The sequence below is a fragment of the Kitasatospora sp. NPDC059146 genome, assembly GCF_042786665.1.
Taxonomy (GTDB): domain Bacteria; phylum Actinomycetota; class Actinomycetes; order Streptomycetales; family Streptomycetaceae; genus Kitasatospora.
Map to the genome: position 1 here is coordinate 1 of NZ_JBHZCY010000134.1, position 26,241 is coordinate 26,241.

General features: G+C 74.2%; 19 protein-coding genes and 1 pseudogene. 17 read left to right on the top strand and 3 right to left on the bottom strand.

Annotation, left to right across the window (positions count from 1 at the left end):
- Positions 1–80: 80 nt before the first annotated feature.
- Positions 81–485, bottom strand: coding sequence for a VOC family protein (locus ACFXPX_RS36435; RefSeq protein ID WP_375890912.1), 405 nt, complete (start codon positions 483–485; stop codon positions 81–83).
- An 83-nt stretch (positions 486–568) separates the two neighbouring features.
- Between ACFXPX_RS36435 and ACFXPX_RS36440 the strand changes: the two genes are divergently transcribed.
- The 16 genes from ACFXPX_RS36440 to cobA all read left to right on the top strand — a co-directional run bounded on the left by ACFXPX_RS36440 (position 569) and on the right by cobA (position 20,817).
- The gene (locus tag ACFXPX_RS36440) at positions 569–1,780 is read left to right on the top strand and encodes a methyltransferase (RefSeq protein ID WP_380644595.1); all 1,212 of its coding nucleotides are present in this window, start codon (positions 569–571) and stop codon (positions 1,778–1,780) included.
- 133 nt (positions 1,781–1,913) lie between these two features.
- Positions 1,914–2,942: an N-acetyl-gamma-glutamyl-phosphate reductase gene (gene argC / locus ACFXPX_RS36445; protein WP_375890916.1), complete on the top strand. Its 1,029-nt coding sequence runs from the start codon at positions 1,914–1,916 to the stop codon at positions 2,940–2,942.
- Positions 2,943–2,959: 17 nt separating this feature from the next.
- Entirely contained in the window at positions 2,960–4,108 is a 1,149-nt protein-coding gene (gene argJ / locus ACFXPX_RS36450) for a bifunctional glutamate N-acetyltransferase/amino-acid acetyltransferase ArgJ (RefSeq protein WP_380529874.1), read from the top strand.
- Positions 4,109–4,219: 111 nt separating this feature from the next.
- Entirely contained in the window at positions 4,220–5,095 is an 876-nt protein-coding gene (argB, locus tag ACFXPX_RS36455; protein WP_375890951.1) for an acetylglutamate kinase, read from the top strand.
- On the top strand, positions 5,092–6,297 hold the full coding sequence (locus tag ACFXPX_RS36460) for an acetylornithine transaminase (protein WP_380529868.1): 1,206 nt from the start codon (positions 5,092–5,094) through the stop codon (positions 6,295–6,297). The genes argB and ACFXPX_RS36460 overlap by 4 nt, the downstream gene beginning before the upstream one ends.
- A gap of 23 nt (positions 6,298–6,320) precedes the next feature.
- Positions 6,321–6,866, top strand: coding sequence for an arginine repressor (locus ACFXPX_RS36465; RefSeq protein ID WP_375890920.1), 546 nt, complete (start codon positions 6,321–6,323; stop codon positions 6,864–6,866).
- 130 nt (positions 6,867–6,996) lie between these two features.
- Complete coding sequence (gene argH, locus ACFXPX_RS36470; protein ID WP_375890922.1) at positions 6,997–8,427, top strand: argininosuccinate lyase; 1,431 nt, start codon at positions 6,997–6,999, stop codon at positions 8,425–8,427.
- Between the two features lie 108 nt (positions 8,428–8,535).
- Positions 8,536–8,793, top strand: coding sequence for a hypothetical protein (locus tag ACFXPX_RS36475; RefSeq protein ID WP_375890924.1), 258 nt, complete (start codon positions 8,536–8,538; stop codon positions 8,791–8,793).
- Positions 8,794–9,043: 250 nt separating this feature from the next.
- The gene (locus ACFXPX_RS36480) at positions 9,044–9,562 is read left to right on the top strand and encodes a GNAT family N-acetyltransferase (protein WP_380529865.1); all 519 of its coding nucleotides are present in this window, start codon (positions 9,044–9,046) and stop codon (positions 9,560–9,562) included.
- 548 nt (positions 9,563–10,110) lie between these two features.
- The gene (locus ACFXPX_RS36485) at positions 10,111–11,151 is read left to right on the top strand and encodes a methionine ABC transporter ATP-binding protein (protein ID WP_380644596.1); all 1,041 of its coding nucleotides are present in this window, start codon (positions 10,111–10,113) and stop codon (positions 11,149–11,151) included.
- Positions 11,152–11,156: 5 nt separating this feature from the next.
- On the top strand, positions 11,157–11,885 hold the full coding sequence (locus ACFXPX_RS36490; RefSeq protein ID WP_380408086.1) for a methionine ABC transporter permease: 729 nt from the start codon (positions 11,157–11,159) through the stop codon (positions 11,883–11,885).
- Positions 11,886–11,943: 58 nt separating this feature from the next.
- Positions 11,944–12,768: a MetQ/NlpA family ABC transporter substrate-binding protein gene (locus ACFXPX_RS36495; RefSeq protein ID WP_375890929.1), complete on the top strand. Its 825-nt coding sequence runs from the start codon at positions 11,944–11,946 to the stop codon at positions 12,766–12,768.
- A gap of 208 nt (positions 12,769–12,976) precedes the next feature.
- On the top strand, positions 12,977–13,612 hold the full coding sequence (locus tag ACFXPX_RS36500; RefSeq protein ID WP_375890931.1) for a GNAT family N-acetyltransferase: 636 nt from the start codon (positions 12,977–12,979) through the stop codon (positions 13,610–13,612).
- 163 nt (positions 13,613–13,775) lie between these two features.
- Positions 13,776–15,032, top strand: a complete 1,257-nt coding sequence (gene cbiE, locus ACFXPX_RS36505) for a precorrin-6y C5,15-methyltransferase (decarboxylating) subunit CbiE (protein WP_375890933.1) — start codon at positions 13,776–13,778, stop codon at positions 15,030–15,032.
- A 484-nt stretch (positions 15,033–15,516) separates the two neighbouring features.
- Positions 15,517–19,464 (top strand): nicotinate-nucleotide--dimethylbenzimidazole phosphoribosyltransferase, encoded by a 3,948-nt coding sequence (gene cobT / locus ACFXPX_RS36510; RefSeq protein WP_380644597.1) that lies wholly within the window; start codon positions 15,517–15,519, stop codon positions 19,462–19,464.
- Positions 19,465–19,569: 105 nt separating this feature from the next.
- Entirely contained in the window at positions 19,570–20,817 is a 1,248-nt protein-coding gene (cobA, locus tag ACFXPX_RS36515; RefSeq protein ID WP_375890936.1) for a uroporphyrinogen-III C-methyltransferase, read from the top strand.
- Positions 20,818–20,854: 37 nt separating this feature from the next.
- On the opposite strand, the gene ACFXPX_RS36520 is transcribed toward cobA, so the two are convergent.
- On the bottom strand, positions 20,855–23,596 hold the full coding sequence (locus tag ACFXPX_RS36520) for a SpoIIE family protein phosphatase (RefSeq protein WP_375890937.1): 2,742 nt from the start codon (positions 23,594–23,596) through the stop codon (positions 20,855–20,857).
- 89 nt (positions 23,597–23,685) lie between these two features.
- On the opposite strand from ACFXPX_RS36520, the gene ACFXPX_RS36525 reads away from it, so the two are divergent.
- Positions 23,686–24,492, top strand: coding sequence for a TrmH family RNA methyltransferase (locus tag ACFXPX_RS36525; RefSeq protein WP_375890939.1), 807 nt, complete (start codon positions 23,686–23,688; stop codon positions 24,490–24,492).
- Positions 24,493–25,378: 886 nt separating this feature from the next.
- Here ACFXPX_RS36525 and ACFXPX_RS36530 read toward each other — a convergent pair.
- Positions 25,379–26,241: pseudogene (locus tag ACFXPX_RS36530) on the bottom strand (hypothetical protein); the annotation flags it as partial.

The following is a 26,241-nucleotide window of genomic DNA, read 5'->3' on the forward strand; positions in this document are numbered from 1 at the left end:
GGACGTACTTGGGCGATTCGGGCGTGCGTCCAGGCGGGATGCCCGGCGTCGCGCGCCTGGCAAGATCCGCCGGACAGGCCCTAGGCCGCGAGGGGGACTTCCTGGACGGCCCAGCCGTTGCCGTCCGGGTCGTTGAAGAACACGAAGTTGTTCCAGGCCTCGCCGTGCCCGTTCACCCGGGCTCCGGCCACGAAGTGCTGGACGGGGCTGACCACCACGCCCCGCGCGGTGAGCTCCGCGTGGGCCTTCTCGATGTCCGGCACCACCAGTTGGAGGCCCTTCACCGAGCCGGGCGGCGACTCGATCACCCCGGCGCCGACCACGATCGAGCAGCGTGAGCCGGGGGGAGTCAGCTGGACCACCCGGACCCCGTCGCGCAGGCGGGTGTCGTGGTCCACGGTGAAGCCGGCCTGCTCCTCGTAGAAGAGCTTCGCGCGGTCCACGTCCGACACCGGGACCACCACGACTTCGAGCTTCCAGTCCATCGCCCTCACCCCTCTCGGTCGGGCTCTTCCAGTATCTGCCCGAAACCGTTCCCCGGCGGACCTTCGGATAGCCTGAGAACACGATGAATCCGCAGACCACGCCCGCTTCGTCACCCTCGGCCACCGCCTTCGCGACCCCCTGGGGCTCCCTCGACCTCACCCGCTTCCCCGCGGACCCCCGCGAGCGGCTGCGGGCCTGGGACGCCGCCGACGAGTACCTGCTGCGCCACCTCGCCGGCGAGGCCGACAGCGCCGACGGCGCCGCCACCGAGCTGGCCGGCCGCCGGATCGCCGTCCTCGGCGACCGCTGGGGCGCGCTGGCCACCGCGCTGGCACCGTACGGACCGGTCCAGATCAGCGACTCCCACCTCGGCCGGCAGGCCACCCGGGAGAACCTCGCCCGGGCCGGCGCCGCCGTCGACGAGGAGCGGCTGCGCACGACCCGGGACACCCCGCCGGAGCGCATCGACGTCCTGCTGGTGCGGGTGCCCAAGAGCCTGGCCCTGCTGGAGGACCAGCTGCACCGGCTCGCCCCGGCCCTCCACCCCGGCACGGTGGTGATCGGCACCGGCATGGTCGCCGAGATCCACACCTCCACCCTGCAGCTGTTCGAGAAGGTGCTCGGCCCGACCCGCACCTCGCTGGCCGTCCGCAAGGCCCGGCTGATCTTCTGCACCCCCGACCCGGCGCTCGACCCCGGCCCCAGCCCGTGGCCGCACCGCTACGCGCTGCCGCCGGACATCGGCCCCGCCGCCGGGCACACCGTGGTCAACCACGCGGGCACGTTCTGTGCCGAACGGCTCGACATCGGCACCCGGTTCTTCCTGGCCCACCTGCCCACGCCCGCCCCGGGCGACCGGGTGGTGGACCTCGGCTGCGGCAACGGCGTGGTCGGCACCGCGGCCGCGCTGGCCGGGCCGGGCGCGGAGCTGGTGTTCGTGGACGAGTCCCACCAGGCGGTGGCCTCCGCCGAGGAGACCTTCCGCGCCAACCTGGGCCCGGACGCCCCGGCCGAGTTCCGCACCGCCGACGCGCTCGACCCGGCGGTGTTCGCCCCGGGCTCGGTGGACCTGGTGCTCAACAACCCGCCGTTCCACTCCCACCAGGCCACCACCGACGCCACCGCCTGGCGGATGTTCACCGGCGCCCGGCGGGCGCTGCGGCCCGGCGGTGAGCTGTGGGTGGTCGGCAACCGTCACCTCGGCTACCACGTCAAGCTGCGCAAGCTGTTCGGCAACTGCCAACTCGTCGCGGGGAACCCGAAGTTCGTGGTGCTGCGAGCCGTGAAGCGCTGACCGGGGGCCGTCGGCGGCACGGTCCGCCGGTGCCCGGGCCGGTCGCACCGGCGGGGAGCCCGGGGGTGCCGGGCTCAGCCTTGCATGGATTTTCCCTCCCGCGTATATTCATGCCACGACCAAGGAGGAAGCCATGGCTTTGCGAGTCGCCGTCGCCGGCGCGAGCGGGTACGCGGGCGGTGAGGTGCTGCGCCTGCTGCTCGGCCACCCGGAGGTGGAGATCGGGGCGCTGACCGGCGGCTCGAACGCGGGCACCAGGCTCGGCGCGCTGCAGCCGCACCTGATCCCGCTGGCCGACCGTGTGCTCGAACCCACCACCCCCGAGGTGCTGGCCGACCACGACGTGGTGTTCCTGGCGCTGCCGCACGGCCAGTCCGCCGCCGTCGCCGAGGCCCTCGGCCAGAACGTCCTGGTGATCGACTGCGGCGCCGACTTCCGGCTCAAGGCCGCCGCCGACTGGGAGCAGTTCTACGGCTCCGCCCACGCCGGCACCTGGCCCTACGGCCTGCCCGAACTCCCCGGCCACCGCGACGCGTTGAAGGGCAGCAACCGGATCGCCGTGCCCGGCTGCTACCCGACGGCCGTCTCCCTGGCGCTGTTCCCGGCCTACGCGGCCGGCCTCGCCGAGCCGGAGGCCGTGGTGGTCGCCGCCTCCGGCACCTCCGGCGCCGGCAAGGCCGCCAAGACCCACCTGCTGGGCAGCGAGGTGATGGGCAGCGTCAGCCCGTACGGCGTCGGCGGCGTGCACCGGCACACCCCGGAGATGGTGCAGAACCTCACCCCGCTGGCCGGCGAGCCGCTGACCGTCTCCTTCACCCCCACCCTCGTCCCGATGCCGCGCGGCATCCTCGCCACCTGCTCCGCCAAGGCCAAGCCGGGCGTGAGCGCCGAGGAGCTGCGCGCCGCGTACGCCGAGGCCTTCGCCGACGAGCCCTTCGTCCACCTGCTGCCCGAGGGGCAGTGGCCGCAGACCAGCAGCGTCTACGGCGCCAACACCGCCCTGGTCCAGGTCGCCCTGGACGCCACCGCCGGGCGGATCGTCGCGATCAGCGCGATCGACAACCTGGTCAAGGGCACCGCGGGCGGCGCGGTGCAGAGCATGAACATCGCCCTCGGCCTGCCCGAGGAGCTGGGCCTTCCCCTGAACGGAGTCGCACCGTGACCACCCCCGACACCGGCGTGACCGCCGCCAAGGGCTTCCGGGCCGCCGGCGTGACCGCGGGCATCAAGGCCTCGGGCACCCCGGACCTCGCCCTGGTGGTCAACGACGGCCCCTCGTACGCCGCGGCCGGCGTCTTCACCGCCAACCGGGTCAAGGCCGCGCCCGTGCTCTGGTCCCAGCAGGTCCTCAAGGGCGGCCGGGTCTCCGCCGTCGTCCTCAACTCCGGTGGTGCCAACGCCTGTACCGGCCCGGCCGGCTTCCAGGACACCCACGCCACCGCGGAGAAGGTCGCCGCCGAGCTGGACCTCAGCGCCGGCGAGGTCGCCGTCGCCTCCACCGGCCTGATCGGCGTCCGGCTGCCGATGGACGTGCTGCTGCCCGGTGTCGCCCTGGCCGCCCGGGAGCTCAGCGAGACCGGCGGCGAGTCCGCCGCGATCGCCATCAAGACCACCGACACCGTGCACAAGACCGCGCAGGTCACCAGCCCGGCGGGCTGGACGGTCGGCGGCATGGCCAAGGGCGCGGGCATGCTCGCCCCGAGCCTGGCCACCATGCTGGTCGTGCTCACCACCGACGCCGACCTGGACAGCGCCGCCCTGGACGCCGCCCTGCGCGGCGCCACCCGCACCACCTTCGACCGGATCGACTCCGACGGCTGCATGTCGACCAACGACACCGTGCTGCTGCTGGCCTCCGGCGCCTCCGGCACCGCCCCGGACGCGGCCGAGTTCGCCGAGGCCGTCCGCACCGTCAGCGCCGACCTGGCCCGCCAGCTGATCGGCGACGCCGAGGGCGCCAGCAAGGACATCCGGATCGACGTCACCGGCGCGGCCACCGAGGACGAGGCCGTCGAGGTCGCCCGGACGATCAGCCGCAACAACCTGCTCAAGTGCGCCATCCACGGCGAGGACCCCAACTGGGGCCGGGTGCTGTCCGCGATCGGCACCACCTCCGCCACCTTCGAGCCGGACCGGCTCGACGTCGCCATCAACGGCGTCTGGGTCTGCCAGGACGGCGGCGTCGGCGAGGACCGCGACCTGGTGGACATGAAGGGCCGTGACGTCGTCATCACCGCGAACCTCAACGCCGGTACGGCGAGCGCCTCGCTGTGGACCAACGACCTCACCGCCGACTACGTCCACGAGAACAGCGCCTACTCCAGCTGAGCCGCCGCTCCGCCGAGCGCCGAACCGCGACGACCGTTCCGACAAGGGAAACCCGTGCAGATCGCACCCAAGGGCGAACAGGCCCGCAACAACACCGCGTTGCCCAAGGCCATGACGCTGATCGAGGCGCTGCCCTGGCTGGAGCGCTTCCACGGCAAGACCATCGTGATCAAGTTCGGCGGCAACGCCATGGTCGACGAGAGCCTCAAGGCGGCCTTCGCCCAGGACGTCGTCTTCCTCCGCTACGCCGGACTGCACCCCGTCGTGGTGCACGGCGGCGGCCCGCAGATCAGCGCCCAACTGGACCGGCTGGGCCTGGAGTCCAGCTTCACCAACGGCCTGCGGGTCACCACCCCCGAGACCATGGACGTGGTCCGGATGGTGCTGGCCGGCCAGGTGCAGCGCGAGCTGGTCGGCCTGCTCAACGAGCACGGCCCGTTCGCCGTCGGCATGACCGGCGAGGACGCCCACACCATGACGGCGGTCAAGCGCTACGCCGTGGTGGACGGCGAGCAGGTCGACATCGGCCTGGTCGGCGACATCGTCAACATCGAGGCCGGCGCCGTGAAGGCACTGATCGCCGACGGCCGGATCCCGGTCATCTCCTCGATCGCCCGCGGTGCCGACGGCCACGTCTACAACATCAACGCCGACACCGCCGCCTCCGCCCTGGCGGTCTCGCTCGGCGCCGAGATGCTGGTGGTGCTGACCGACGTCGAGGGCCTGTACAAGGACTGGCCGAACTCCGACGACGTGATCAGCCAGCTCAACGCGAGCGAACTGGACGCACTGCTGCCGGGCCTGGCCAGCGGCATGCTCCCCAAGATGGAGGGCTGCCTGCGTGCCGTCCGCTCCGGCGTGGGCACCGCCCGCGTCCTGGACGGCCGGGTGCAGCACAGCCTGCTGCTGGAGATCTTCACCGACGAGGGCATCGGCACGATGGTCGTGCCGGACGACGAGCCGACCGTGACCGGGGGACTGGCATGACGCACAACGAGCAGCTCACCGACCGGTGGCAGCACGCCTTCACCGACAACTACGGCACCCCCCGGATCCCGCTGGTGCGCGGCGAGGGCGTCAAGCTCTGGGACGCCGACGGCAAGGAGTACACCGACCTGCTCGGCGGCATCGCCGTCAACGCCCTCGGCACCGCCCACCCGGCCGTGGTCGAGGCGGTCAGCCGGCAGATCGCCACCCTCGGCCACGTCTCCAACCTCTTCATGGCCGAGCCGACCATCGCGCTCGCCGAGCGGCTGCTGGCGCTGGACGGCCGGGAGGGCGGCCGGGTGTTCTTCTGCAACTCCGGCGCCGAGGCCAACGAGGCCGCCTTCAAGATCAGCCGACGGACCGGCCGCACCCACCTGGTCGCCCTCCAGGGCGCCTTCCACGGCCGGACCATGGGCGCCCTCGCGCTCACCGGCCAGCCCGCCAAGCAGGCGCCGTTCCGCCCGCTGCCCGGTGACGTCACCCACGTCCCGTTCGGCGACGTCGAGGCGCTGCGCGCGGCCGTCACCACCGACACCGCCGCCGTCTTCCTGGAGCCGATCCAGGGCGAGAACGGCGCGATCCCGCTGCCCGACGGCTACCTGAGGGCCGCCCGCGAGATCACCCGGGCCACCGGCACCCTGCTGGTCCTGGACGAGATCCAGACCGGCATCGGCCGGACCGGGTACTGGTACGCCCACCAGGCCTGCGAGGGCGTCGAGCCGGACGTGGTCACCCTGGCCAAGGCGCTCGGCGGCGGCCTGCCGATGGGCGCGGTGCTGGCCTTCGGCCCGGCCGCCGAGCTGCTCACCCCGGGCCAGCACGGCACCACCTTCGGCGGCAACCCGGTGGCCGCCGCGGCCGGGCTCGCGGTGCTGGACACCATCGAGTCCGAGGGCCTGCTGGAGCACGTCCGCAAGATCGGCGACCGGCTGCGGCACGGCGTCGAGGCGCTCGGCGACCCGCTGGTCTCGCACGTGCGCGGGGCCGGACTGCTGCTCGGCATCGTGCTGACCCGGCCGCTCTCGGCCCGGGTCCAGGCGGTCGCCCAGCAGGCGGGCTTCCTCGTCAACGCGGCCGTCCCGGACGCCGTACGGCTGGCGCCGCCGCTGGTGCTGAGCGAGCAGGAGGCGGACGCCTTCCTCGCGGCCCTGCCGGAGATCCTCCGAACGGTGCGCGAGAGCGCCCCGGCCGATGCGAGTTGACCATCGTCCGGGAGAATAATCACATGACCGATTCCCGCTCCGGCTCCGCCGCCGGCCCGACGCCGCAGGTCCCGCAGACCCGCACCGCGCGCCACCGGCGGATCGTGGACCTGCTCACCCGCCAGCCCGTGCGTTCGCAGAGCCAGCTCGCCAAGCTGCTCGCCGACGACGGACTCGTGGTCACCCAGGCCACCCTCTCCCGGGACCTGGACGAGCTGGGCGCGGTCAAGATCCGCAACCGGGACGGCGCGCTGATCTACGCCGTCCCCGCCGAGGGCGGCGACCGCACCCCGCGCGCACCGATGGGGGAGTCGGCCAGCGAAGGCCGGATGGCCCGGCTGGCGGGCGAGCTGATGGTCTCCGCGACGGCCTCCGGCAACCTGGTCGTGCTGCGCACCCCGCCGGGCGCCGCGCAGTTCCTCGCCTCGGCGATCGACCAGGCCGAGGTCTTCGAGATCATCGGCACCATCGCGGGCGACGACACCGTGCTGCTGATCAGCCGGGACCCGGCGGGCGGCCAGGCGCTGGCCGACCACCTCATGCAACTCGCCCAGGCCAAGGCGCAGTAGGGCCGCGGCAGCCACAGCCCCGGCAACCACAGCCCCGGTCGAAGGATCCCCTTCGACCGGGGTTTTGTGTTCCATACGGAGTGATGCATACTTATGCCACCCACTGCACATGTGTGAAGGAGCCACCGCGATGACCGCCCAGCAGTCCTCCGACGTCCGCCTCTGGGGCGCGCGCTTCGCCGACGGCCCGTCCGAGGCGCTGGCCAGGCTCTCCGCCTCGGTCCACTTCGACTGGCGGCTCGCCCCCTACGACATCGCCGGCTCCAAGGCCCACGCCCGGGTGCTGCACAAGGCGGGCCTGCTCTCCGACGAGGAGCTGGCCGGCATGCTGGCCGGCCTCGACCGGCTGCTCGCCGACGTCGAGGCCGGGACCTTCGTCGGCACCGTCGCCGACGAGGACGTCCACACCGCCCTGGAGCGGGGGCTGCTGGAGCGCCTCGGCGCCGACCTCGGCGGCAAGCTGCGGGCCGGGCGCTCGCGCAACGACCAGATCGCCACCCTGTTCCGGATGTACCTGCGCGACCACGCCAGGACCATCGGCGGCCTGCTGCTCGACCTCCAGGGCGCCCTGGTCGGCCTGGCCGAGGCGCACCCGGACACCGCGATGCCCGGCCGCACCCACCTCCAGCACGCCCAGCCGGTGCTCTTCGCCCACCACGTCCTCGCGCACGTGCAGGCCCTCGGCCGGGACGCCGAGCGGCTGCGCCAGTGGGACGCCCGCACCGCCGTCTCCCCGTACGGCTCCGGCGCGCTGGCCGGCTCCTCGCTCGGCCTCGACCCGCAGGCCGTCGCCGCCGACCTCGGCTTCGAGGGCGGCTCGGTCGGCAACTCCATCGACGGCACCGCCTCGCGCGACTTCGTCGCCGAGTTCGCCTTCGTCACCGCGATGATCGGGATCAACCTCTCCCGGATCGCGGAGGAGGTGATCATCTGGAACACCAAGGAGTTCGGCTTCATCACCCTGCACGACGCCTTCTCCACCGGCTCCTCGATCATGCCGCAGAAGAAGAACCCGGACATCGCCGAGCTCGCCCGCGGCAAGTCCGGCCGCCTGATCGGCAACCTCACCGGCCTGCTCGCCACCCTCAAGGCGCTGCCGCTCGCCTACAACCGGGACCTCCAGGAGGACAAGGAGCCGGTCTTCGACTCCTGCGACACCCTGGAGGTGCTGCTGCCCGCGTTCACCGGGATGATGGCCACCCTGACGGTGCACCGGGAGCGGCTGGAGGAGCTGGCCCCGGCCGGTTTCTCGCTCGCCACCGACATCGCCGAGTGGCTGGTCAAGCAGGGCGTGCCGTTCCGGGTCGCGCACGAGGTGGCCGGAGCCTGTGTCAAGGCCTGCGAGGCCCAGGGCATCGAACTGTCCGACCTGACCGACGAGCAGTTCGCCGCGATCTCCGAGCACCTGACCCCCGAGGTCCGCACGGTGCTCAGCGTGCACGGCGCCATCGCCGCCCGCGACGGGCGCGGCGGCACCGCCCCCTCGGCCGTCGCGGTCCAGCTCGCCGAGGTGAAGGCGGACCTGGCGCGGCAGCAGGAGTGGGCCCAGCCCCAGGGCTGACCCCTGGAGCAGCGCGGGAGGGGCGCGGCGGTCCGACCGTCGCGCCCCTCCCGCGTGCGCGCCCCGGTCCGGGCGTAACCGGCCCCGCCCGGGCCCGTCATGCACGGTGTGTGCACCCCCCTTTCTCCCGTCCCCTCGGCCGAGGACGTCTACCTCGCCGAGCAGCGCCGCCGCGTGGTCCGCGAGACCGTCGCCGCCCTGCCCGGCCGCTGCCCGGAGCTGATCGCCGCCCTCGCCGAGGATCCGCCGCCCACCTACCGGGAGCTCTCCGAGCGCCTCGGCATGCCGCGCGGCTCGATCGGCCCCACCCGGTCCCGCTGCCTGGCCTGTCTGCGCCTCCTGCTGCACGCCGAGCGCTACCCCTGACCGGGGGCCCGCCTCACCCGGGCGCCCCACATCCGCTCCCGCCGCTCACCGCCCGTCACCGGTCGCTCGCTCCACCCCCCAGCGCGGCGTGACCCTGGCCACGTCTGCCCCGCCGAAGGTTGAGGGAACCTGACACCCGGGTAGCACGCTGGCGAACGTCACTCTTGACGGTGGCGCATACGCTCGGATACTGAGCGTGAGCGCGCCACCCTCTGCGCGCCGGGCACGACGACTGGGGAGGCCCCTCCACATGGGCATGAGCGTGATCATCTCGGCCGCTGCGGCCGAGGACGCGGAGCAGATCCTCAAGCTCCAGTACCTGGGCTACCAGCCCGAGGCGGAGCTGTACGGCGACTGGGCGATCGAGCCCCTGACCCAGAGCCTGGAGAGTCTGCGAGCCGAACTGACCGAGCAGCACGTCCTGGTCGCCCGGCTGGGCGACGAGGTGGTGGGCGCCGTCCGCGGCCACGTCGACGCCGAGGGCATCGGCCGGATAGGGCGTCTGGTGGTCCACCCCCGGATGCAGCGGCACGGCCTGGGCGGCCGGCTGCTGGACGCGCTGGAGCGCCGGATGGCCGAGGCGCCCCACCCGGTGACGGCCTACCGGCTGTTCACCGGGCACCGGAGCCTCGGCAACCTGCGGCTCTACGCCCGCCAGGGCTACCGGCAGACCGCCGTCGAGCGGGTGACCAGCCGGCTGAGCTTCGTCCACCTGGAGAAGTCCGCCGCGACCCCGCTGGCCGAGACCTCGCTGGCCGCGACCGCCTGAGCTCCGCCCGCCCCGGCAACCTCGACGCCGCCACCATCCGGACGCCCCGGTGGCGGCGTCGAGTCGTATCCCCCCAGCTCCGCGCGGGTCGTGTCCGCAATGCGGACAGCCCTGTCGAACAATTGGGCGCTGTACGACTCATCTGTTTTACTGGCTCACATGACTGCGACGACGAACTGGACCCCCACCGGCACGCTGCCGGCAGGTGAGCGTGCCATGTGCCGTCGAATGTGTCACTGCTGAGGGCCACCGCCCCCGGGCACCCCGTCGAGGGTGCCTCCCCCTCGCGCCCCGAAGCGAGAATCCGGCGTCGCTCCCGCCCGTGCGAGCGCGCCCTCCTCCCGGAACCCTCCCTTCCGGCGTGCCCGCCCACCCGCGGCCGTCGATGACTCGTTAGGGCCACGCCGTCGCGCGGCCCGGTCGTTCTACGGCCACGATCAAGGGGTGGCAGGTCCGGATCCCCCTGGCGGGGCGTCGCAGGACACCGCCGACCGCGACCCGGTCGGCCGGTGGACACCGCCGCCCGCCCCCGACCCACGGAAGCACCTGTGATCACCACCACGGACCTGACGAAGGTCTACCGTTCCCGAGGCCGCGAGGTGACCGCCCTCGCCGGCGTCGACCTGCACGTCCGCCCGGGCGAGGTCTACGGAGTCGTCGGCACCAGCGGTGCCGGCAAGTCCACCCTCATCCGCTGCGTGAACATGCTGGAGCGCCCGACCTCCGGCACGGTCACCGTGGACGGGGTCGACCTGACGGCGCTGTCCGGCGGGGAGAACCGGGCCGGCAAGGACCTGCGCGAGGCGCGCCGCCGGATCGGCATGGTCTTCCAGCACTTCAACCTGCTCTCCTCCCGTACGGTGCAGCAGAACGTCGAGCTGCCGCTGGAGATCATCGGCCTGGACCGCACCCAGCGCCGCCGCAAGGCCGCCGAGCTGCTCGACCTGGTCGGCCTCGGCGACAAGGCCCGCAGCTACCCCAACCAGCTCTCCGGCGGCCAGAAGCAGCGGGTGGGCATCGCCCGCGCCCTGGCCGGCGACCCCAAGGTGCTGCTCTCCGACGAGGCCACCTCGGCCCTCGACCCGGAGACCACCCGCTCGATCCTCAAGCTGCTGCGCGACCTCAACCAGCAGCTGGGCCTGACGGTCCTGCTGATCACCCACGAGATGGACGTCATCAAGTCCGTCTGCGACTCCGCCGCCCTGATGCGCGGCGGCCGGGTGGTGGAGTCCGGCGAGCTGACCGACCTGCTGGCGGAGCCCGGCTCCGAGCTGGCCCGCGAGCTGTTCCCGCTGAGCGAGTTCGGCACCGGCCACCCCGGTACGACCGTGCTGGAGATCACCTTCCAGGGCGACGCCCCGGCGCAGCCCTTCGTCTCCCAGCTGGCCCGCACCTACCAGATCGACATCAACATCCTCGGCGCCGCCGTGGAGACGATCGCGGGCCGGATGGTCGGCCGGATGCGGGTCGAGCTGCCCGGCGGCCACCAGGACAACGTGGTGCCGATCGGCTACCTGCGCGAGCAGGGCCTGCAAGTGGCCCTGATCGGTTCGGACGGCAACGGCAGGGCGAACGGAGCGGTGGCATGAGCGGCCTGAGCTGGGACCAGATGCAGGACCTGATGTGGCCGGCCACCCAGGAGACCTTCCAGATGGTCGGTGTCGCGACCCTCTGCACGGTCGTGCTCGGCCTGCCGCTCGGGGTGCTGCTGGTGCTCACCTCCAAGGGCGGGGCGCTGCAGAACCAGCCGGTGAACAAGGTGCTCGGCGCCGTGGTGAACCTGGCCCGGTCGCTGCCGTTCATCATCCTGATGATCGCGCTGATCTCCTTCACCCGCTGGCTGACCGGCAACTCCCTCGGCTGGCAGGCGGCGACCGTGCCGCTGACGGTCGGCGCCATCCCGTTCTTCGCCCGGCTGGTGGAGACCAACGTCCGGGAGGTCGACCGCGGCCTGATCGAGGCGGTGCAGGCGATGGGCGGCAGCACCTGGACGCTGGTGCGCAAGACGCTCGTGCCCGAGGCGCTGCCCGGCATCGTGGCCTCCGTCACCACCACGGTGATCGCCCTGATCGGCTACTCCGCGATGGCCGGCACGGTCGGCGGCGGTGGCCTCGGCGACCTCGCCTACCGCTACGGCTACCTGCGCTTCGAGACCACCTTCATGTGGATCATCGTGGCCGAGATCGCGATCATCGTCACGGTGATCCAGCTGGCCGGCGACTACGCCGTGCGCCGGCTCGGCGACCGGGGCCGCGGCGGCGGACGCACCCGCCTGCTCCGCCCGCGGGCCACCACCCCCGACGAGGACCTCGTCGCCTCCTAGACCTCCCTCGTCCGACCTCCGGACGCGGCTCCCCGCACCACGCAGAAAGGCACTTTTCGTGCGCAACGTTCTGAAGTTCTCCAGTGTCCTCGCCACCGCCGGCCTCGCCCTGTCCCTGGCCGCCTGCGGCAGCTCGGGCTCCTCCTCCTCGGACCCGAACGCACCGCTCAAGGTCGTGGCCAGCCCGACCCCGCACGCGCAGATCCTCAAGTTCGTCCAGGACAACCTCGCGGCCAAGGCGGGCCTCAAGCTCGACATCAAGGAGGTCACCGACTACGTGACCCCCAACACGGCGGTGCAGGACGGTTCGGCCGACGTCAACTACTTCCAGCACGTCCCGTACCTGGACGACTTCAACAAGAAGAACGGCACGGACATCGTCCCGGTCGAGCCGGTCCACCTGGAGCCGCTCGGCGTCTACTCCAAGAAGGTCAAGTCGATCGGCGACCTGCCGTCCGGCGCCACCATCGGCCTGCCCAACGACGCCACCAACGAGGGCCGCGCGCTCAAGCTGCTCGCCGACAACAAGCTGATCACCCTCAAGGACGGCGCCGGCACCGCCGCCACCCCGGCGGACGTGACGGCCAACCCGAAGAACTTCAAGTGGAAGGAGCTGGAGGCGGCCCAGCTGCCCCGCTCCATCGCCGACCTCGACGCCGCCGTGATCAACGGCAACTACGCGCTCGACTCGGGCCTCAAGCCGGCCACCGACGCGCTGGTGCTGGAGAAGGCCGAGGGCAACCCGTACGCCAACATCATCGCCGTCAAGAAGGGCAAGGAGAACGACCCGCGGGTGAAGAAGCTGGCCGAGCTGCTGCACTCCGACGAGGTCAAGAAGTACATCAACGACACGTTCCAGGGTTCGGTCATCCCGGCCTTCTGAACGATCTGATCGTCGTACGGTCATACCTTGTGACGCCCGACCGGGCCCCCGCCGCACCTCGGCGGGGGCCCGGTCGGGCAGTATGCACCAGGGACACCACGGCAGACCGGGTTCTGACGTACCGTCGTGCGCGCGGCGCACCGCATGGCAACCGGGGCGCGACGGAGGCGTACGGTGTTGTGTTCACGACCCGGCGAGGAGAGACGGCATGGCAGCGAGCTTCCCCGAGACCGCCATCAGCACCGAACGGCTGCTGCTGCGGCCCCTTGCGGAGGACGACGCCCCGGGGCTGGCCACCATGATGGCCGACGACCTCGTACTCGCCTGGACCGACCTCCCGCACCCCTTCACCGAGGAGTACGCGACCGAGCTCGCCCGCACCCTCGCCCCCGCCCACCGCGCCCACGGCCGCGGCATCGTCTTCGCCGTCACCGAGCACCTCACCCAGCGCCTGGTCGGCCTGGTCGAACTGCGCAACACCGACTGGCGGCTGCGCAGCACCGAGATCTCCTACGTCACCGCCGCCTGGGCCCGCGGCGAGGGCTACGCCCCGGAGGCCGTCCTCGGCGTCGCCCAGTGGCTGTTCGAGGACCGCGACTTCCTGCGCCTGGAACTGCGCACCGCCGCCGGGAACACCGCCGCCCAGCAGGTCGCCCAGAAGATCGGCGGCATCAGCGAGGGCGTGCTGCGCAGCGCCTGGATAGTCCGCGGCGAGTCCGGGGAGCTCGTCGCGGAGACCCGCAGCGACCTGATCCTGTGGAGCCTCCTCCCGGAGGACCTGGAGTCGCCCGAACTGCACCGCGACGGCTGGCACGGCGACCACCGCTACGTGCTGCGCGACTGATCCGCCACGCCCTTCCCCGCTGGTCACCCCCGCGGCGCGGACATGTGTGCGAGTTGTCGACCTCAGGGGGACGGTACCCGGTAGCCTCTCCACCGGCGCCGCACAGCCGGCGCGACGAGCCGCGCGAGGAGTCGCGCAACGAGTCGAGGGAGAACGGCCGCAGATGGCTGACCGGATCACGGTCATCGGGTGGGACGGCACGCCACTGACCGAGGCCGCCGGCGCGGCCCTCGCCGCGGCGACCCTGGTCGCCGGAGCCTCCTACCAACTGGACGCCCTCCCGGTGCCGGAGGACGCCGAGCGGATCGCCCTCGGCAACATCCAGCAGGCCGCCCGCACGATCGCCGAGCACCGCGGCGCCGCCGTCGTGGTCGCCGAGGGCGACCCGGGCTTCTTCGGCGTGGTGCGCACCCTGCGCCGCCCCGAGTTCGGCCTCGAACTCGAAGTCCTGCCCGCCGTCTCCTCCGTCGCCACCGCCTTCGCCCGGGCCGGGATGCCCTGGGAGGACGCCCAGGTGGTCAGCGCCCACGGCGGCCGGCTGCGCCGCGCCGCCAACATCTGCCGCGCCCACCCCAAGGTCGCCGTGCTCACCGCCCCGGGCGCCGGTCCGGGCGAACTCGCCCTGATGCTGCGCGGGGTGCACCGGACCTTCGTGGTCTGCGAGGCCCTCGGCACCCCGGAGGAGGACGTCACCGTCCTCACCTCCGACCGGATCGCCGACCACGTCTGGCGCGACCCCAACGTGGTGCTGGTGATCGGCGGCGGCGCCCAGGCCGGCGCGGTCGGCGAGGCGGCCGGCTGGCTGGCGGGGCGCCCGCTGGGCTACCCCGGCGCGGAACGCGGCTGGGCGCTCCCCGGCGACGCCTACGCGGGCGCCGGGCGCACGGAGGGCGAGCCGGGCGCGTCGGAGGCACTGCCCGCGCACGTGCGCGCCCTGGTGCTGGCCCGTCTGGGTGCACGTCCCGGCGACCTGGTCTGGTCGGTCGGCGCGGGCAGCGGCGCCCTCGCGGTGGAGGCGGCCCGGTTCGGTGCCGCCGTGGTCGCGGTCGAGGCCTCCCGCTCGGCCTGTGCCCGGCTCACCGTCAACGCCCGCCGCTACGGGGTCGAGGTGGAGACGGTGTACGGGCAGGGGCCGGAGGTGCTGGGCGGACTCCCGGAGCCCGACGCGGCGGTGGTGGAGTCCGGCGGCCTGGACGTGGTGCGCGCGGTGCTGGCCCGCAGACCGGAGCGCTTCGTGGCGCTGGCCCGGACCTTCGCCGAGGCCGAGGAGGTCCACCGGGCCATCGTCGGGGCCGGCTACCGCGCGGACGGCGCGCTGCTGCAGTCGACCCCGCTGCGGGCCGGCGAGGAGGGCGGCGCACTGGCGCTCGGGGCGGGCGCGGGCGGTGCACTGCTGCTCTGGGGTGAGCAGATCGTGTGAAGGCCTCGGGTGCGGGCCGGGGCCGCCGGACCCACCGCGCGGTGATCCAGGTCGCATCCGGACACCGATTCGAGAGGTCACCGCGCCGGGCCGGTAGTGTGGCGTCCCAGGCGGTTCCATCCGCCGACGACCCACCCGATTCGGTCGGTTTGTCACCTTTTTGACGTGGTGCAATCCGGTTCCGCTCGGAGTGTGGGCAATTCGACGGGCCGCGTGCCGGACCTGGAGAATGCCGTAGGGTCCGGTGCGGTCGTGCCGGTTGCTCCGGGTTGTCGTTGACTCAGATGGTGCACCGCCTTCACCGGCGGTGCCCGGGCCGGGGTGCCGCAGCGCGCCGGAAGGACTTGGGCCGCAGCGCCACGGCGCGGCGGCCACGTGTGGTTGAGGGGCGGGTCGGTGCAGGCCCGGCCCGTGCGGATGGGCGCTGCGGTCGGTGGATCGCGTCGCCAAGGGGCGCGGCAGCGGCCTGGAAGGAGCTTTGACAATGACCGATGGCGGCCACGTCCCGGGCGAGGGACTGCCGGAGCACCTGCACGCCGGGCCCGACCCGCTCGGCGGACCGGAGGGCGTCGCGGGCGTTGCACCTCTGCAGGGCGTCGCGACCGACAGCGGCGTGATCCCCAACCCGGCGGCGCCGCTCGGCGGCCTGCCGGGCGCGGTGCCCCCCGGCGCGGGCGTGATCCCGCCGCAGGGCCAGCCGAACTTCACCGCCTCCGGCGTGCCGGCCCCGGCCGCCCCGGGGGACGGCTGGGCCGTCGACCAGGGCGCCCAGCGCCCGGCCTTCCACTTCGTCGACCAGCCGGACGGGCTGGACGACGAGGACGACGTCCTGCTGATGCCCGGCCCGCAGGGCTCCTGGGGCGCCGAGCAGGCCCCGTTCGCGCAGCCGGACGGCACCCCGGTCGAGCCCTCCTGGCCGCCGGTCGACCCGCCCGTGCTCGGCGGCGAGCAGTTCCAGCAGCCGCCGGCGCAGGGCGCCCAGGCGCAGCCGTACCCGCAGCAGCCGATGACGCAGGCTCAGCAGCCGCGGCGCCCGCTGCACGCCGGCCCGCCGATCCCGGACCCCTCGCTGATGACCGGCCAGGTGCCGGTCCGTTCGCTGGCCGACCGCGGCCCGTCGCTGGGCGGCACGCCCGCGCACGGCATCCCGGTCGTCGGCCGGCCGCCGATGGGCGAGCCCGTCGCGCAGGCTCCCGGCGCCGTGCCGCAGGCCGCCCCGGTGGCGCCCGCCGCGCCGGTGCCGCCGACTCCCTCCACGGTCGAGGGCGGGCCGGAGGTTCACCAGGCCGCCCAGGCCCAGGGCTACCAGCAGGTGCCGCTGGCCTCGCCGCCGGTCGAGGGCCTGATGGCGGTCGAGGCGATCGGTGCGATCGAGGTGATCGAGGTCGTCGGGACCCCGGACGCCGTCCTGGCCGCACCGCCCGCCGAGGGCGTTCCGGTCCAGCCGGCCGCCGAGGCCGTCCAGCCTGACCCGGCCGTCGTGGTCGAGCCGGTCGCGGCGGAGACCGTCGCTCAGCCGGCCGCCGAGGCGGTCGCGGTGGAGAGCCCCGCGGTCGAGACGGTGCTCGTCGACGCCCCGGCCGTGGAGACCCCCGTCGTGGAGACCGCCGCGGTCGAAGGTGCCGCCGTCGAGGTCGTGGCCGTCGAAGGTGCCGGCGAGTCCGCCGCGCCCGTCGAGTCGGCCGAGGCCGCCGCCCCGGCCGGTCAGCCGCGCCGGATCTCCGCCTTCCTCGCCGCGCCGACCCCGCACGGCCTGCCCAAGGTCGAGGCGGCCCAGCAGGCCCCGGCGGCCGTCGCGGCGGTCCAGGAGCAGACCGTCCCCATAGCGGCCGCCGACGCGCCGCAGGCCGCCGAGCAGGCCCCTGCCGTCGAGCAGGCTCCGGCCGTCGAGGCCGTCGAGGCGGTCCAGGAGGCCGGGCAGCCCGCCGAGGCCGCGCAGGCGGTCGTCGCGGAGCCGGTGGCCGAAACCGCCGCCGGTACGGGGGAGATGCCCTCCGGTCAGGTCGTCGCCGAGGCTGCCGAGCAGGAGCCCGCCACCGAGCCGGTCCAGGCCGAGGCCGTCACTGTCGAGGCCGTCGGTGCCGAGCCGACCGCCGAGCAGCCGGAGCACTCGGAGCAGGCCGAGCAGCCGCAGTCGGAGGCCGTCCCGGCCGAGCCGGCCGCGGAGACCCCGGCCGAGCCGGTCCCCGGGCAGCCGGAGCAGACCGAGCAGCCGACCGTCGAGCAGGCCGCCGCCGAGGCCGTGCAGCCCGCCGAGGCTGTCTCTCCCGAGGCCGCGCAGCAGCCCGTCCCCGAGCAGGTCACCGAGGTCACCGAACAGCCGGTCGGCGTGGTCCCCGAGACCGCCGGGACCGCCGAGACCGCCGAGGTCGTCGAGCAGCCCGCCGGGGCCCCGGCCGCCGAGCAGCCGCAGCCGGAGCAGGCCGAGCAGCCCGGGGCCGAGCAGCCGCAGGTCGAGCCCGTCGCCGCCGGACCGGAGGCCGTCCAGGAGGAGGCCCCCGCCGCCGAGCAGCCGGAGGCCCAGGCCACCGAGGAGCCGCAGCCCGAGGCCCCGGCCGCCACCGAGCAGCCGCAGGCCGACCAGCCGTCGGCCGAGCAGCAGCCCGAGGCAGCCGTCGAGCCGACCGACGCCCCGGCCGCCGAGGACGAGCAGCCCGCCGAGCCCGCCGAGCCCCGCGGCCCCGCCGCCCCCGGCTACGACGACGCCGGCCGCGACGCCGTCCACCAGGTGATCCGCGAGCGCCGCGACATCCGCAACGGCTTCCGCCCCGACCCGATCCCGCACGAGGTGCTGATCCGCGTCCTGGAGGCGGCCCACACCGCGCCCAGCGTCGGCTACTCCCAGCCCTGGGACTTCGTGGTCATCCGCTCGGCGAAGACCCGTCGGAAGATGCACGCCCTGGCCGAGCGCCAGCGCGAGGCGTACGCGGACTCGCTGCCGAAGGGCCGGGCCAAGCAGTTCCGGGAGATCAAGATCGAGGCGATCCTCGACACCCCGGTGAACATCGTGGTCACCGCCGACCGCACCCGCGGCGGCCGGCACACCCTGGGCCGGCACACCCAGCCGCAGATGGCCCCGTACTCGGCCGCGCTGGCCGTCGAGAACCTCTGGCTGGCCGCCCGTGCCGAGGGCCTGGGCGTCGGCTGGGTGAGCTTCTTCGACGACGAGGAGCTGGTCCGCGAGCTCGGCCTGCCCGAGCACCTGGAGGTCGTCGCCTACCTGTGCGTCGGCTTCGTCGACGAGTTCCCGGACGAGCCGGAGCTGGAGCAGCAGGGCTGGGCCAAGAAGCGCCCGCTCGCCTGGGTGGTGCACGAGGAGCAGTACGGCAACCGCGCGCTGCCCGGCGAGGAGCCGCAGAACCTGCTCGCCGACACCCTGCGCGGGATCCGCCCGCTGGACGCCAAGGCGCTCGGCGAGGCCTGGGACCGCCAGAAGCGGATGACCAAGCCGGCCGGCTCGCTCGGCATGCTGGAGATCATCTCCGCCCAGCTGTCCGGCCTCTCCCGCAAGTGCCCGCCGCCGATCCCCGAGCCCGCCTGCGTGGCGATCTTCGCGGGCGACCACGGCGTGCACGCCCAGGGCGTCACCCCGTGGCCGCAGGAGGTGACCGCCCAGATGGTCGGCAACTTCCTGGCCGGGGGAGCGGTGATCAACTCCTTCGCCAAGCAGATCGGCACCGAGGTCTGCGTCGTGGACGTCGGCGTCGCCGCCGAGCTGCCGCAGGCCGTCCAGCAGGGCCGGGCCACCGGCCTGCTGCCGCGCAAGGTCAAGCCCGGCACCGACGACATGACCCAGGGCCCGGCGATGACCCGCGAGGAGGCCCTCCAGGCCATCGAGGTCGGCATCGAGACCGCCCGCGACCTGGTCGCGGCGGGCAACAAGGCGCTGGTCACCGGCGACATGGGCATCGCCAACACCACCGCCTCGGCCGCCCTGATCTCGGTGTTCACCGGCCTCGACCCGGCCGAGGTCACCGGCCGCGGCACCGGCATCGACGACGAGACCCACGCCCGCAAGGTCGAGGTCATCCGCGCCGCGCTGGCCCTCCACCAGCCCGACCCGAACGACCCGATCGGCGTCCTCTCCGCCGTCGGCGGCCTGGAGCACGCGGCCATCGCCGGCTTCCTGCTGGGCGCCGCCTCGCTGCGCACCCCGGTGGTGCTGGACGGCGTGATCGCCGGTTCGGCCGCGCTGGTCGCCAAGGCGATCGCCCCCGAGGTGCTGGCCGCCTGCATCGCCGGGCACCGCTCCGCCGAGCCCGGCCACCAGGCCGCGCTGGCGAAGCTCGGCCTGCGTCCGCTGATCGACCTGGACCTGCGGCTCGGCGAGGGCACCGGTGCCCTGCTGGCGCTGCCGCTGGTGCAGAGTGCGGCCCGCGCGATGCACGATGTAGCCACCTTCGACTCCGCCGGGGTCACCGAGAAGGCCTGACGCACCACCTCACCGCTCCGCGGACCGGCCCGAGGGCGCGCCGGCCCGCGGAGCGGCGTATCTCCGTACTTCCCCACACCCTCATCCCGATCAGGAGCACCGCCGATGAGCGCGCCCACCCCGCACCCCAGCACCGAGGGCCTGACCCCCTACCCGGTGGGCCTGCTGCTGGCCGGCCGTCGCGTCGTCGTGGTCGGCGGCGGACAGGTCGCGCAGCGGCGGTTGCCCGCTCTGATCGCCTCCGGCGCCGACCTGCACCTGATATCCCCCGCCACCACCCCGGCCGTCCAGGCCATGGCGGACGCGGGCGAGCTGACCTGGCACGCCCGCCCGTACGCGGACGGCGACCTGGCCGGGGCCTGGTACGCCCTGGTGGCCACCGACGACCCGGCGGTCAACACGGCGATCAGCGCCGAGGCCGAGCGCGAGCGGGTGTTCTGCTCCCGCAGCGACGACGCCTCCGCCGCCTCCGCCTGGACCCCGGCCAGCGGCCGTGACGGCGGCGCCACCGTCGCGGTGCTCACCGGCGACCCGCGCCACTCCGCCGCCCTGCGCGACGCCGTCGTCGGCGGTCTGCGGGACGGCTCGCTGGCCGCCCGCTCGTACCGCACCCGCGGCGCCGGCGTCGCCCTGGTCGGCGGCGGCCCGGGCGACCCGGACCTGATCACCGTGCGCGGCCGCCGGCTGCTCGCCGACGCCGACGTGGTGGTCGCCGACCGCCTCGCCCCGCGCGAGCTGCTCGCCGAACTGCCCGAGCACGTCGAGGTGATCGACGCCGCCAAGATCCCCTACGGGCGCCAGATGGCCCAGGAGGCGATCAACCAGGCGCTGATCGACCACGCCAAGGCCGGGAAGTTCGTGGTCCGGCTCAAGGGCGGCGACCCGTACGTCTTCGGCCGCGGCGGCGAGGAGCTGCTGGCCTGCGCCGAGGCGGGCATCCCGGTCACCGTGGTGCCCGGGATCTCCAGCTCGATCAGCGTCCCGGAGTCGGCCGGCATCCCGGTCACCCACCGCGGCCTGACCCAGGAGTTCACCGTGGTCTCCGGCCACGTCGGCCCGGACGACCCGCGCTCGGTCACCAACTGGACGGCCGTCGCGGGGATGAGCGGCACCCTGGTGCTGCTGATGGCCGTGGACAAGATCGGCGCCATCGCCGCCACGCTGGTCGAGCACGGCCGCCCGGCCGACACCCCGGTCGCGATCGTCCAGGAGGGCACCACCGCCGCCCAGCGCCGGGTGGACGCCACCCTGGCCACGGTCGCCGCCGTGGTCGAGGCCGAGGGCGTCAAGCCCCCGGCGGTCATCGTGGTCGGCGACGTGGTCAACGTCCTGGCCGCCGCCTTCCAGCGGTAGCAGGCCCACGGAGCGGGAAGTCGGCCCGGCCGACTTCCTACTCCAACGGCTGCTCCGTCCAGATGACCTTCCCGGTCGCCGTGTAGCGCGTCCCCCAGCGGTCCGCGAACTGCGCGACCAGGAACAGCCCGCGCCCGCCCTCGTCCTCGGTCGCCGCGTACCGCAGGTGCGGCGAGGTGCTGCTGCCGTCCGACACCTCGCAGATCAGCGAGCGGTCGCGGAGCAGCCGCACCCGGATCGGCCCGGAGCCGTACCGGATCGCGTTGGTCACCAGCTCGCTCAGGATCAGCTCGGTGACGAACGCCGCCTCGTCCAGCCCCCAGTCGGCCAGCCGCCGGGCCACCTGCGCCCGGACGGCACCCACCGCCGCCGGGTCGGCCGGCACCTCCCACTGCGCGACCCGGTCCGGCGCCAGCACCCTGGTCTCCGCCACCAGCAGCGCGATGTCGTCCTGCGGGTGCGCCGGCAGCATCGCCCCGAGCACGTCCGCGCAGGTCTGCTCGGGCGTCCGCGGCGGCCCGCCCAGCGTCGTCCGCAGCAGCTCCAGGCCCTCGTCGATGTCCCGCTCGCGGTCCTCCACCAGCCCGTCCGTGTACAGCACCAGCCGACTGCCCTCGGCCAGCTCCAGTTCGACGGTCTCGAACGGCAGCACCGCCAGCCCCAGCGGCGGCCCGGTCGGCAGCTCCGGGTACGTCACCCGGCCCTGGGGGTCCACCACGGCCGGCGGCGGGTGCCCGGCCCCGGCCAGGGTGCAGCGCCGGGACACCGGGTCGTAGATCGCGTACAGGCAGGTCGCCCCGGTCAGCCCGGCGCTTCCGGCGCCGCCCGCCTCCTCCTGGTCGATCCGGTTCACCAGTTCGTCCAGATGGCCCAGCAGCTCGTCCGGCGGCAGGTCCAGCGTCGAGAAGTTGTGGATCGCCGTGCGCAGCCGCCCCATCGTCGCCGCCGCGTGCAGCCCGTGCCCGACCACGTCGCCGACCACCAGCGCCACCCGGGCGCCCGGCAGCGGGATCACGTCGAACCAGTCCCCGCCCACCCCGGCCTGGGCCGGCAGGTAGCGGTGCGCCACCTCCAGCGCGCTCTGCTCGGGCAGGCTCCGCGGCAGCAGGCTGTGCTGGAGGGTCACCGCCATCTCGTGCTCCCGGGTGTAGCGCCGGGCGTTGTCGATGCACACCGCCGCGTGCGCCACCAGTTCCTCGGCCAGTGTCAGGTCCTCCGGCTCGAACGGCTCGGCCCGGTCCGCCCGCCAGAACCGCACCACCCCCAGCAGCACCCCGCGCGCCCGCAGCGGCACCCGCACCAGCGAGTGCACCCCGTACGCCAGCACCCGCGCCGAGCGTTCCGGGTCCTGCTCCCGCCAGCCCCGCGCCTCGGCCAGCCGCGGCTCCAGCCCGGGCGCGCCGCTGTGCAGCGCCCCGGCCAGCGGGGTGGCCGGCACCACCTCCAGGACCGTCCCCACCGGGTGGAACGGCGCGTCGTCCCTGATCCCGGCGAGCGCGGTGCGGTGCATCCGGCCCAGCGTGCCGACCGACGGGGGTTCCTCGCCCGCCAGGACCTGCTCGGCCAGGTCCACCGTGACGAAGTCCGCGAACCGCGGCACCGCGACCTGCGCGAGCTCCTCCGCCGTCCGGGTCACGTCCAGCGAACTGCCCACCGTCAGCCCGGCGTCGTACAGCAGCCGCAACCGCCGCTGCGCGCCCTCTGCCCGGCCGGTCAGCGCCATCAGCTCGGTGGAGTCGCGCAGCGTGGCGACGCAGCCGGGCGGGCCGCCGTCCCGGTCGGTCAGCCGTACGTTCACGGCGAGCAGCCGCTCCCCGGCCAGCACCACCTCGTCGCTCACCGGCCGGTCGGCGGTCAGCAGCTCCAGCGGCGCGGGCTCCAGGCCCAGCTCGGTCACCGGGCGGCCCTCGGCGTCCGGCGGCAGGTCCAGCAGCCGGCGCGCCTCGTCGTTGCAGAGCAGCAGCCGCCCGTCCCCGCCGACGATCATCACGCCCTCGCGCACCGCGTGCAGCACCGCCGCGTGGTGCTCGTACATCCGGGTCATCTCGACCGGGCCCAGCCCGTGCGTCTGCCGCCGCAGCCGCCGGCTGATCAGCGCCGTCCCCAGCGTGGCCAGCCCTATCGCGCCCGCCGCCGCGCCCAGCACCAGCGGCAGCTGGCGCTCGCTCGCGGTGGACACGTTGCTCAGGGTGACCCCCGCCGAGACCAGCCCGACCACCGAGCCGTCCGGCGCGTACACCGGGACGACCGCCTGCACCAGCGGGCCCAGCGTGCCGGTGAGGTGCTGGGTCACCACCTGGCCGTGCAGCGCCGGCTCGTACGTGCCGATGAACTTCTGGCCGATCCGGGCCGGATTGGGGTGGGTGTAGCGGATGCCCTGGTTGTTCAGCACCACGATGAAGTCCACACCCGAGGAGATCCGCGCGGACTGCGCCTTCGGCTGGAGGATCGCGGTCGGATCGGGGGAGCGCAGCGCGTCCACCATGCCCGGTGAGTTGGCGAAGGCCTGGGCGACCGCCACCGACCGGTTGCTCGCCTCGTGGTCGGCGTCGTTGTGCGACTGCACCACCAGCGCCACCGCGGCCCCCGCGACCAGCAGCAGCACGATCAGGATCTGCAGCGCGAACACCTGTCCGGCCACCGACCAGTGCCGGTCCGGTCTCGACCGCTTCGCGCGTGGCAGCTCTAGCCGACCGTGTGGGCGCCCACCGGGGGAGCCGGCGTCGCCGGTGGCACCAGAGGCCGACGGAGCCCAGGATCGGCCCGGATTTCGGGCCATACCGTCATATTTGCACTCCGAGTAGCCTGGGACCACCCCGTCACCTCCGCCGTTTGGCCTTCCCCGTCCCGGCTTGGCAAGATCACAGGGTGTCCGAACCCAGCACCATCACCGACCCGGCCGACCCGCGCCTCGCCGACTACACCGGCCTGACCGACGTCGAACTGCGCCGCCGCCGCGAACCCGCCGAGGGCCTGTTCATCGCGGAGGGGGAGAAGGTCATCCGCCGCGCCCTCGCGGCCGGCTACCGGATGCGGTCGATGCTGCTGACCGCCAAGTGGCTCGACGTGATGGCCGACGTCATCGCCGAGGCCGACGCCCCGGTCCACGTCGTCGAACCCGGCCTGGCCGAAGCCGTCACCGGCTACCACGTCCACCGCGGCGCCCTCGCCTCGATGGAGCGCAAGCCCCTCCCGGACGCCGCCGACCTGCTCACCGGGGCCCGCCGGGTCGCCGTGCTCGAAGGCCTGGTCGACCACACCAACCTCGGCGCCATCTTCCGCAGCGCCGCCGCCCTCGGCATGGACGCCGTCCTGCTCTCACCCGACTGCGCCGACCCGCTGTACCGCCGCGCGGTCAAGGTCTCCATGGGCGCCGTCTTCGCGGTTCCGTACGCCCGCCTCGACCCCTGGCCCGCCGCCCTCGACACCGTCCGCGACGCCGGCTTCACCCTCCTCGCCCTCACCCCCGCCGACACCGCCGTCGACCTCGCCACCCTCGCCCCGCACACCCTCCCCAGGACCGCCCTCCTCCTCGGCGCCGAAGGCGACGGCCTCACCCCCCGCGCCATCGCCGCCGCCCACCACCCGGTCCGCATCCCCATGGCCCACGGCATCGACTCCCTCAACGTCGGCGCCGCCGCCGCCGTAGCCTTCTACGCCGTCACCACCCCCTGACCCCAGAGGTCGCCCCGCCACAGGCCGCTCACCCGGCGAACCTGGTGCCACCTTTGGCCGGCACCAGAAGTCGGCCGGTTCGACTTCTGCTGCGCCCCCGGAAGCTCTTGCACCTGCTCAAGACCCGTTGCCTGCGCCGAAAGTCAGCAGCCCCGACCTCCGCCGTTCGCCCGGCGGGCCGGCACCAGAAGTCGGCGAGCCCGACTTCTGATGCCCGCCGCCTGTACCGCGTCGGCTACCTCACCACTGCGGCCCTGCTCAACCTCTCGCGCCCGCCCGCCGCCAACGCCTCGGGCTGCCCACCAACCCCCGCCGGGCCCCAGAAGTCGGCCCGCCCGACTTCTGGTGCGGCGGCGGGGGCTCTTTCACCTGCTCAAGCCCGGTGCCTGCGCCGGAAGTCGACGGGCCTGACCCCCGCCGCTCGCCCGGCGACCCCGCCTCCGGCTGGCGCTAGAAGTCGGCGGGCCCGACTTCTGACGCCCGCCACCTGAGCCGCGCAGGCTACCTCGCGACTGGGCCCTTATCGCCAGACCGCAGCACGAACGGCCGCCCTGCTCGACTTCTTACGCTCGCCCGCAGCTGCCCACCAAGCCCCACCGTGCGCCAGAAGTCGGCCGACCCGACTTCCTGCGCGGTCTTTTCCAGGCCCGATGTCGCCGCTGCTGTGCCGGAAGCCGCTCCGCTCGCCGCGGGACCACCCGGTCAGCTGCGCACCCTGAGCCCGCAGCCCCACCGCCGCACCAGAAGTCGGCCGACCCGACTTCCAGTGCTCGACGCCGACGCGCCCGCTGCCCGCCGCCTGGGCTGTGCCGTCCACATCACGCCCCTGGCACAGGGCGAGGCGCCAGAAGTCGGCCAGCCCGACTTCCTGTGCCAGCTCGCTCGCTCAGCCCGTCGGGGCGGTGGGTGGGGCCGGGGCGGCGGCCGGGGGAGGGGTGGTGAGGCCGGTGCCGCCGGAGGCGCCGGCGCCGGGCCAGGACTCGTCGAGGGTGCCGTCGGCCCGCGCGGTGTAGCGGGTGGAGATGATCGCGCCGGTGGCGGCCACGCGTTCCTCACGGACGACGGCGCTGCCGTCCAGGCGCCAGGCGGCGGTGGCCTGCGGGTCGGCGGTGGAGGTCCGGGAGGTGGTGGCCACGGGTGAGTCCCCGGCGAAGGTGTAGAGCTGGACGAGGTCGACCGGCGCCGATCCCTCCACCCGCCGCAGCACCACGACCGTGGCCGGCTGCCCCTTGTACCGGGCGGGCAGGACGGCGCTCAGCGCGATCTGCGGCCCGCCGCCCACCGAGCGCCCGTCTTTCAAGGTGACGGCCGGCCCGCCCGCCGCGTCGGGGTAGCTGCGGTTGGGCCAGTCCACCACGGGACCGGGACCCTGCGCGGGCGCCAACGCACTGTCCGCGGTGCCGCGCGCGGCGGCCGGGAGCGGGGTTGGGAGCGGGGTCGCCGAGGCCTGCGGTGCGACGTCCACGGAACTCCCGGGCACGGCCAGTTCGCCGCCACCACCGCCGCCGCCACCCGTACCGGCCGTCGCGCTTTGCCCGACCGCCGGTCGCGCCCCCTGGTTGCTCCGGTTCTCGCAGCCCTGCGCCGCCGCGATGGCCAGTGCGACGCCGATCGTCACGGTGACGAAGACGACCAGCCGCTGCCGCAGCAACCGCTGCCGTGCCGTGCCGGGCCGTCCGCCGGGTGCGGGGGTGTGCTGCCGGTCCCGGGGGCGGGGCCGGGCCGGCGGCGGGGTCTGTGAGCGGTCCC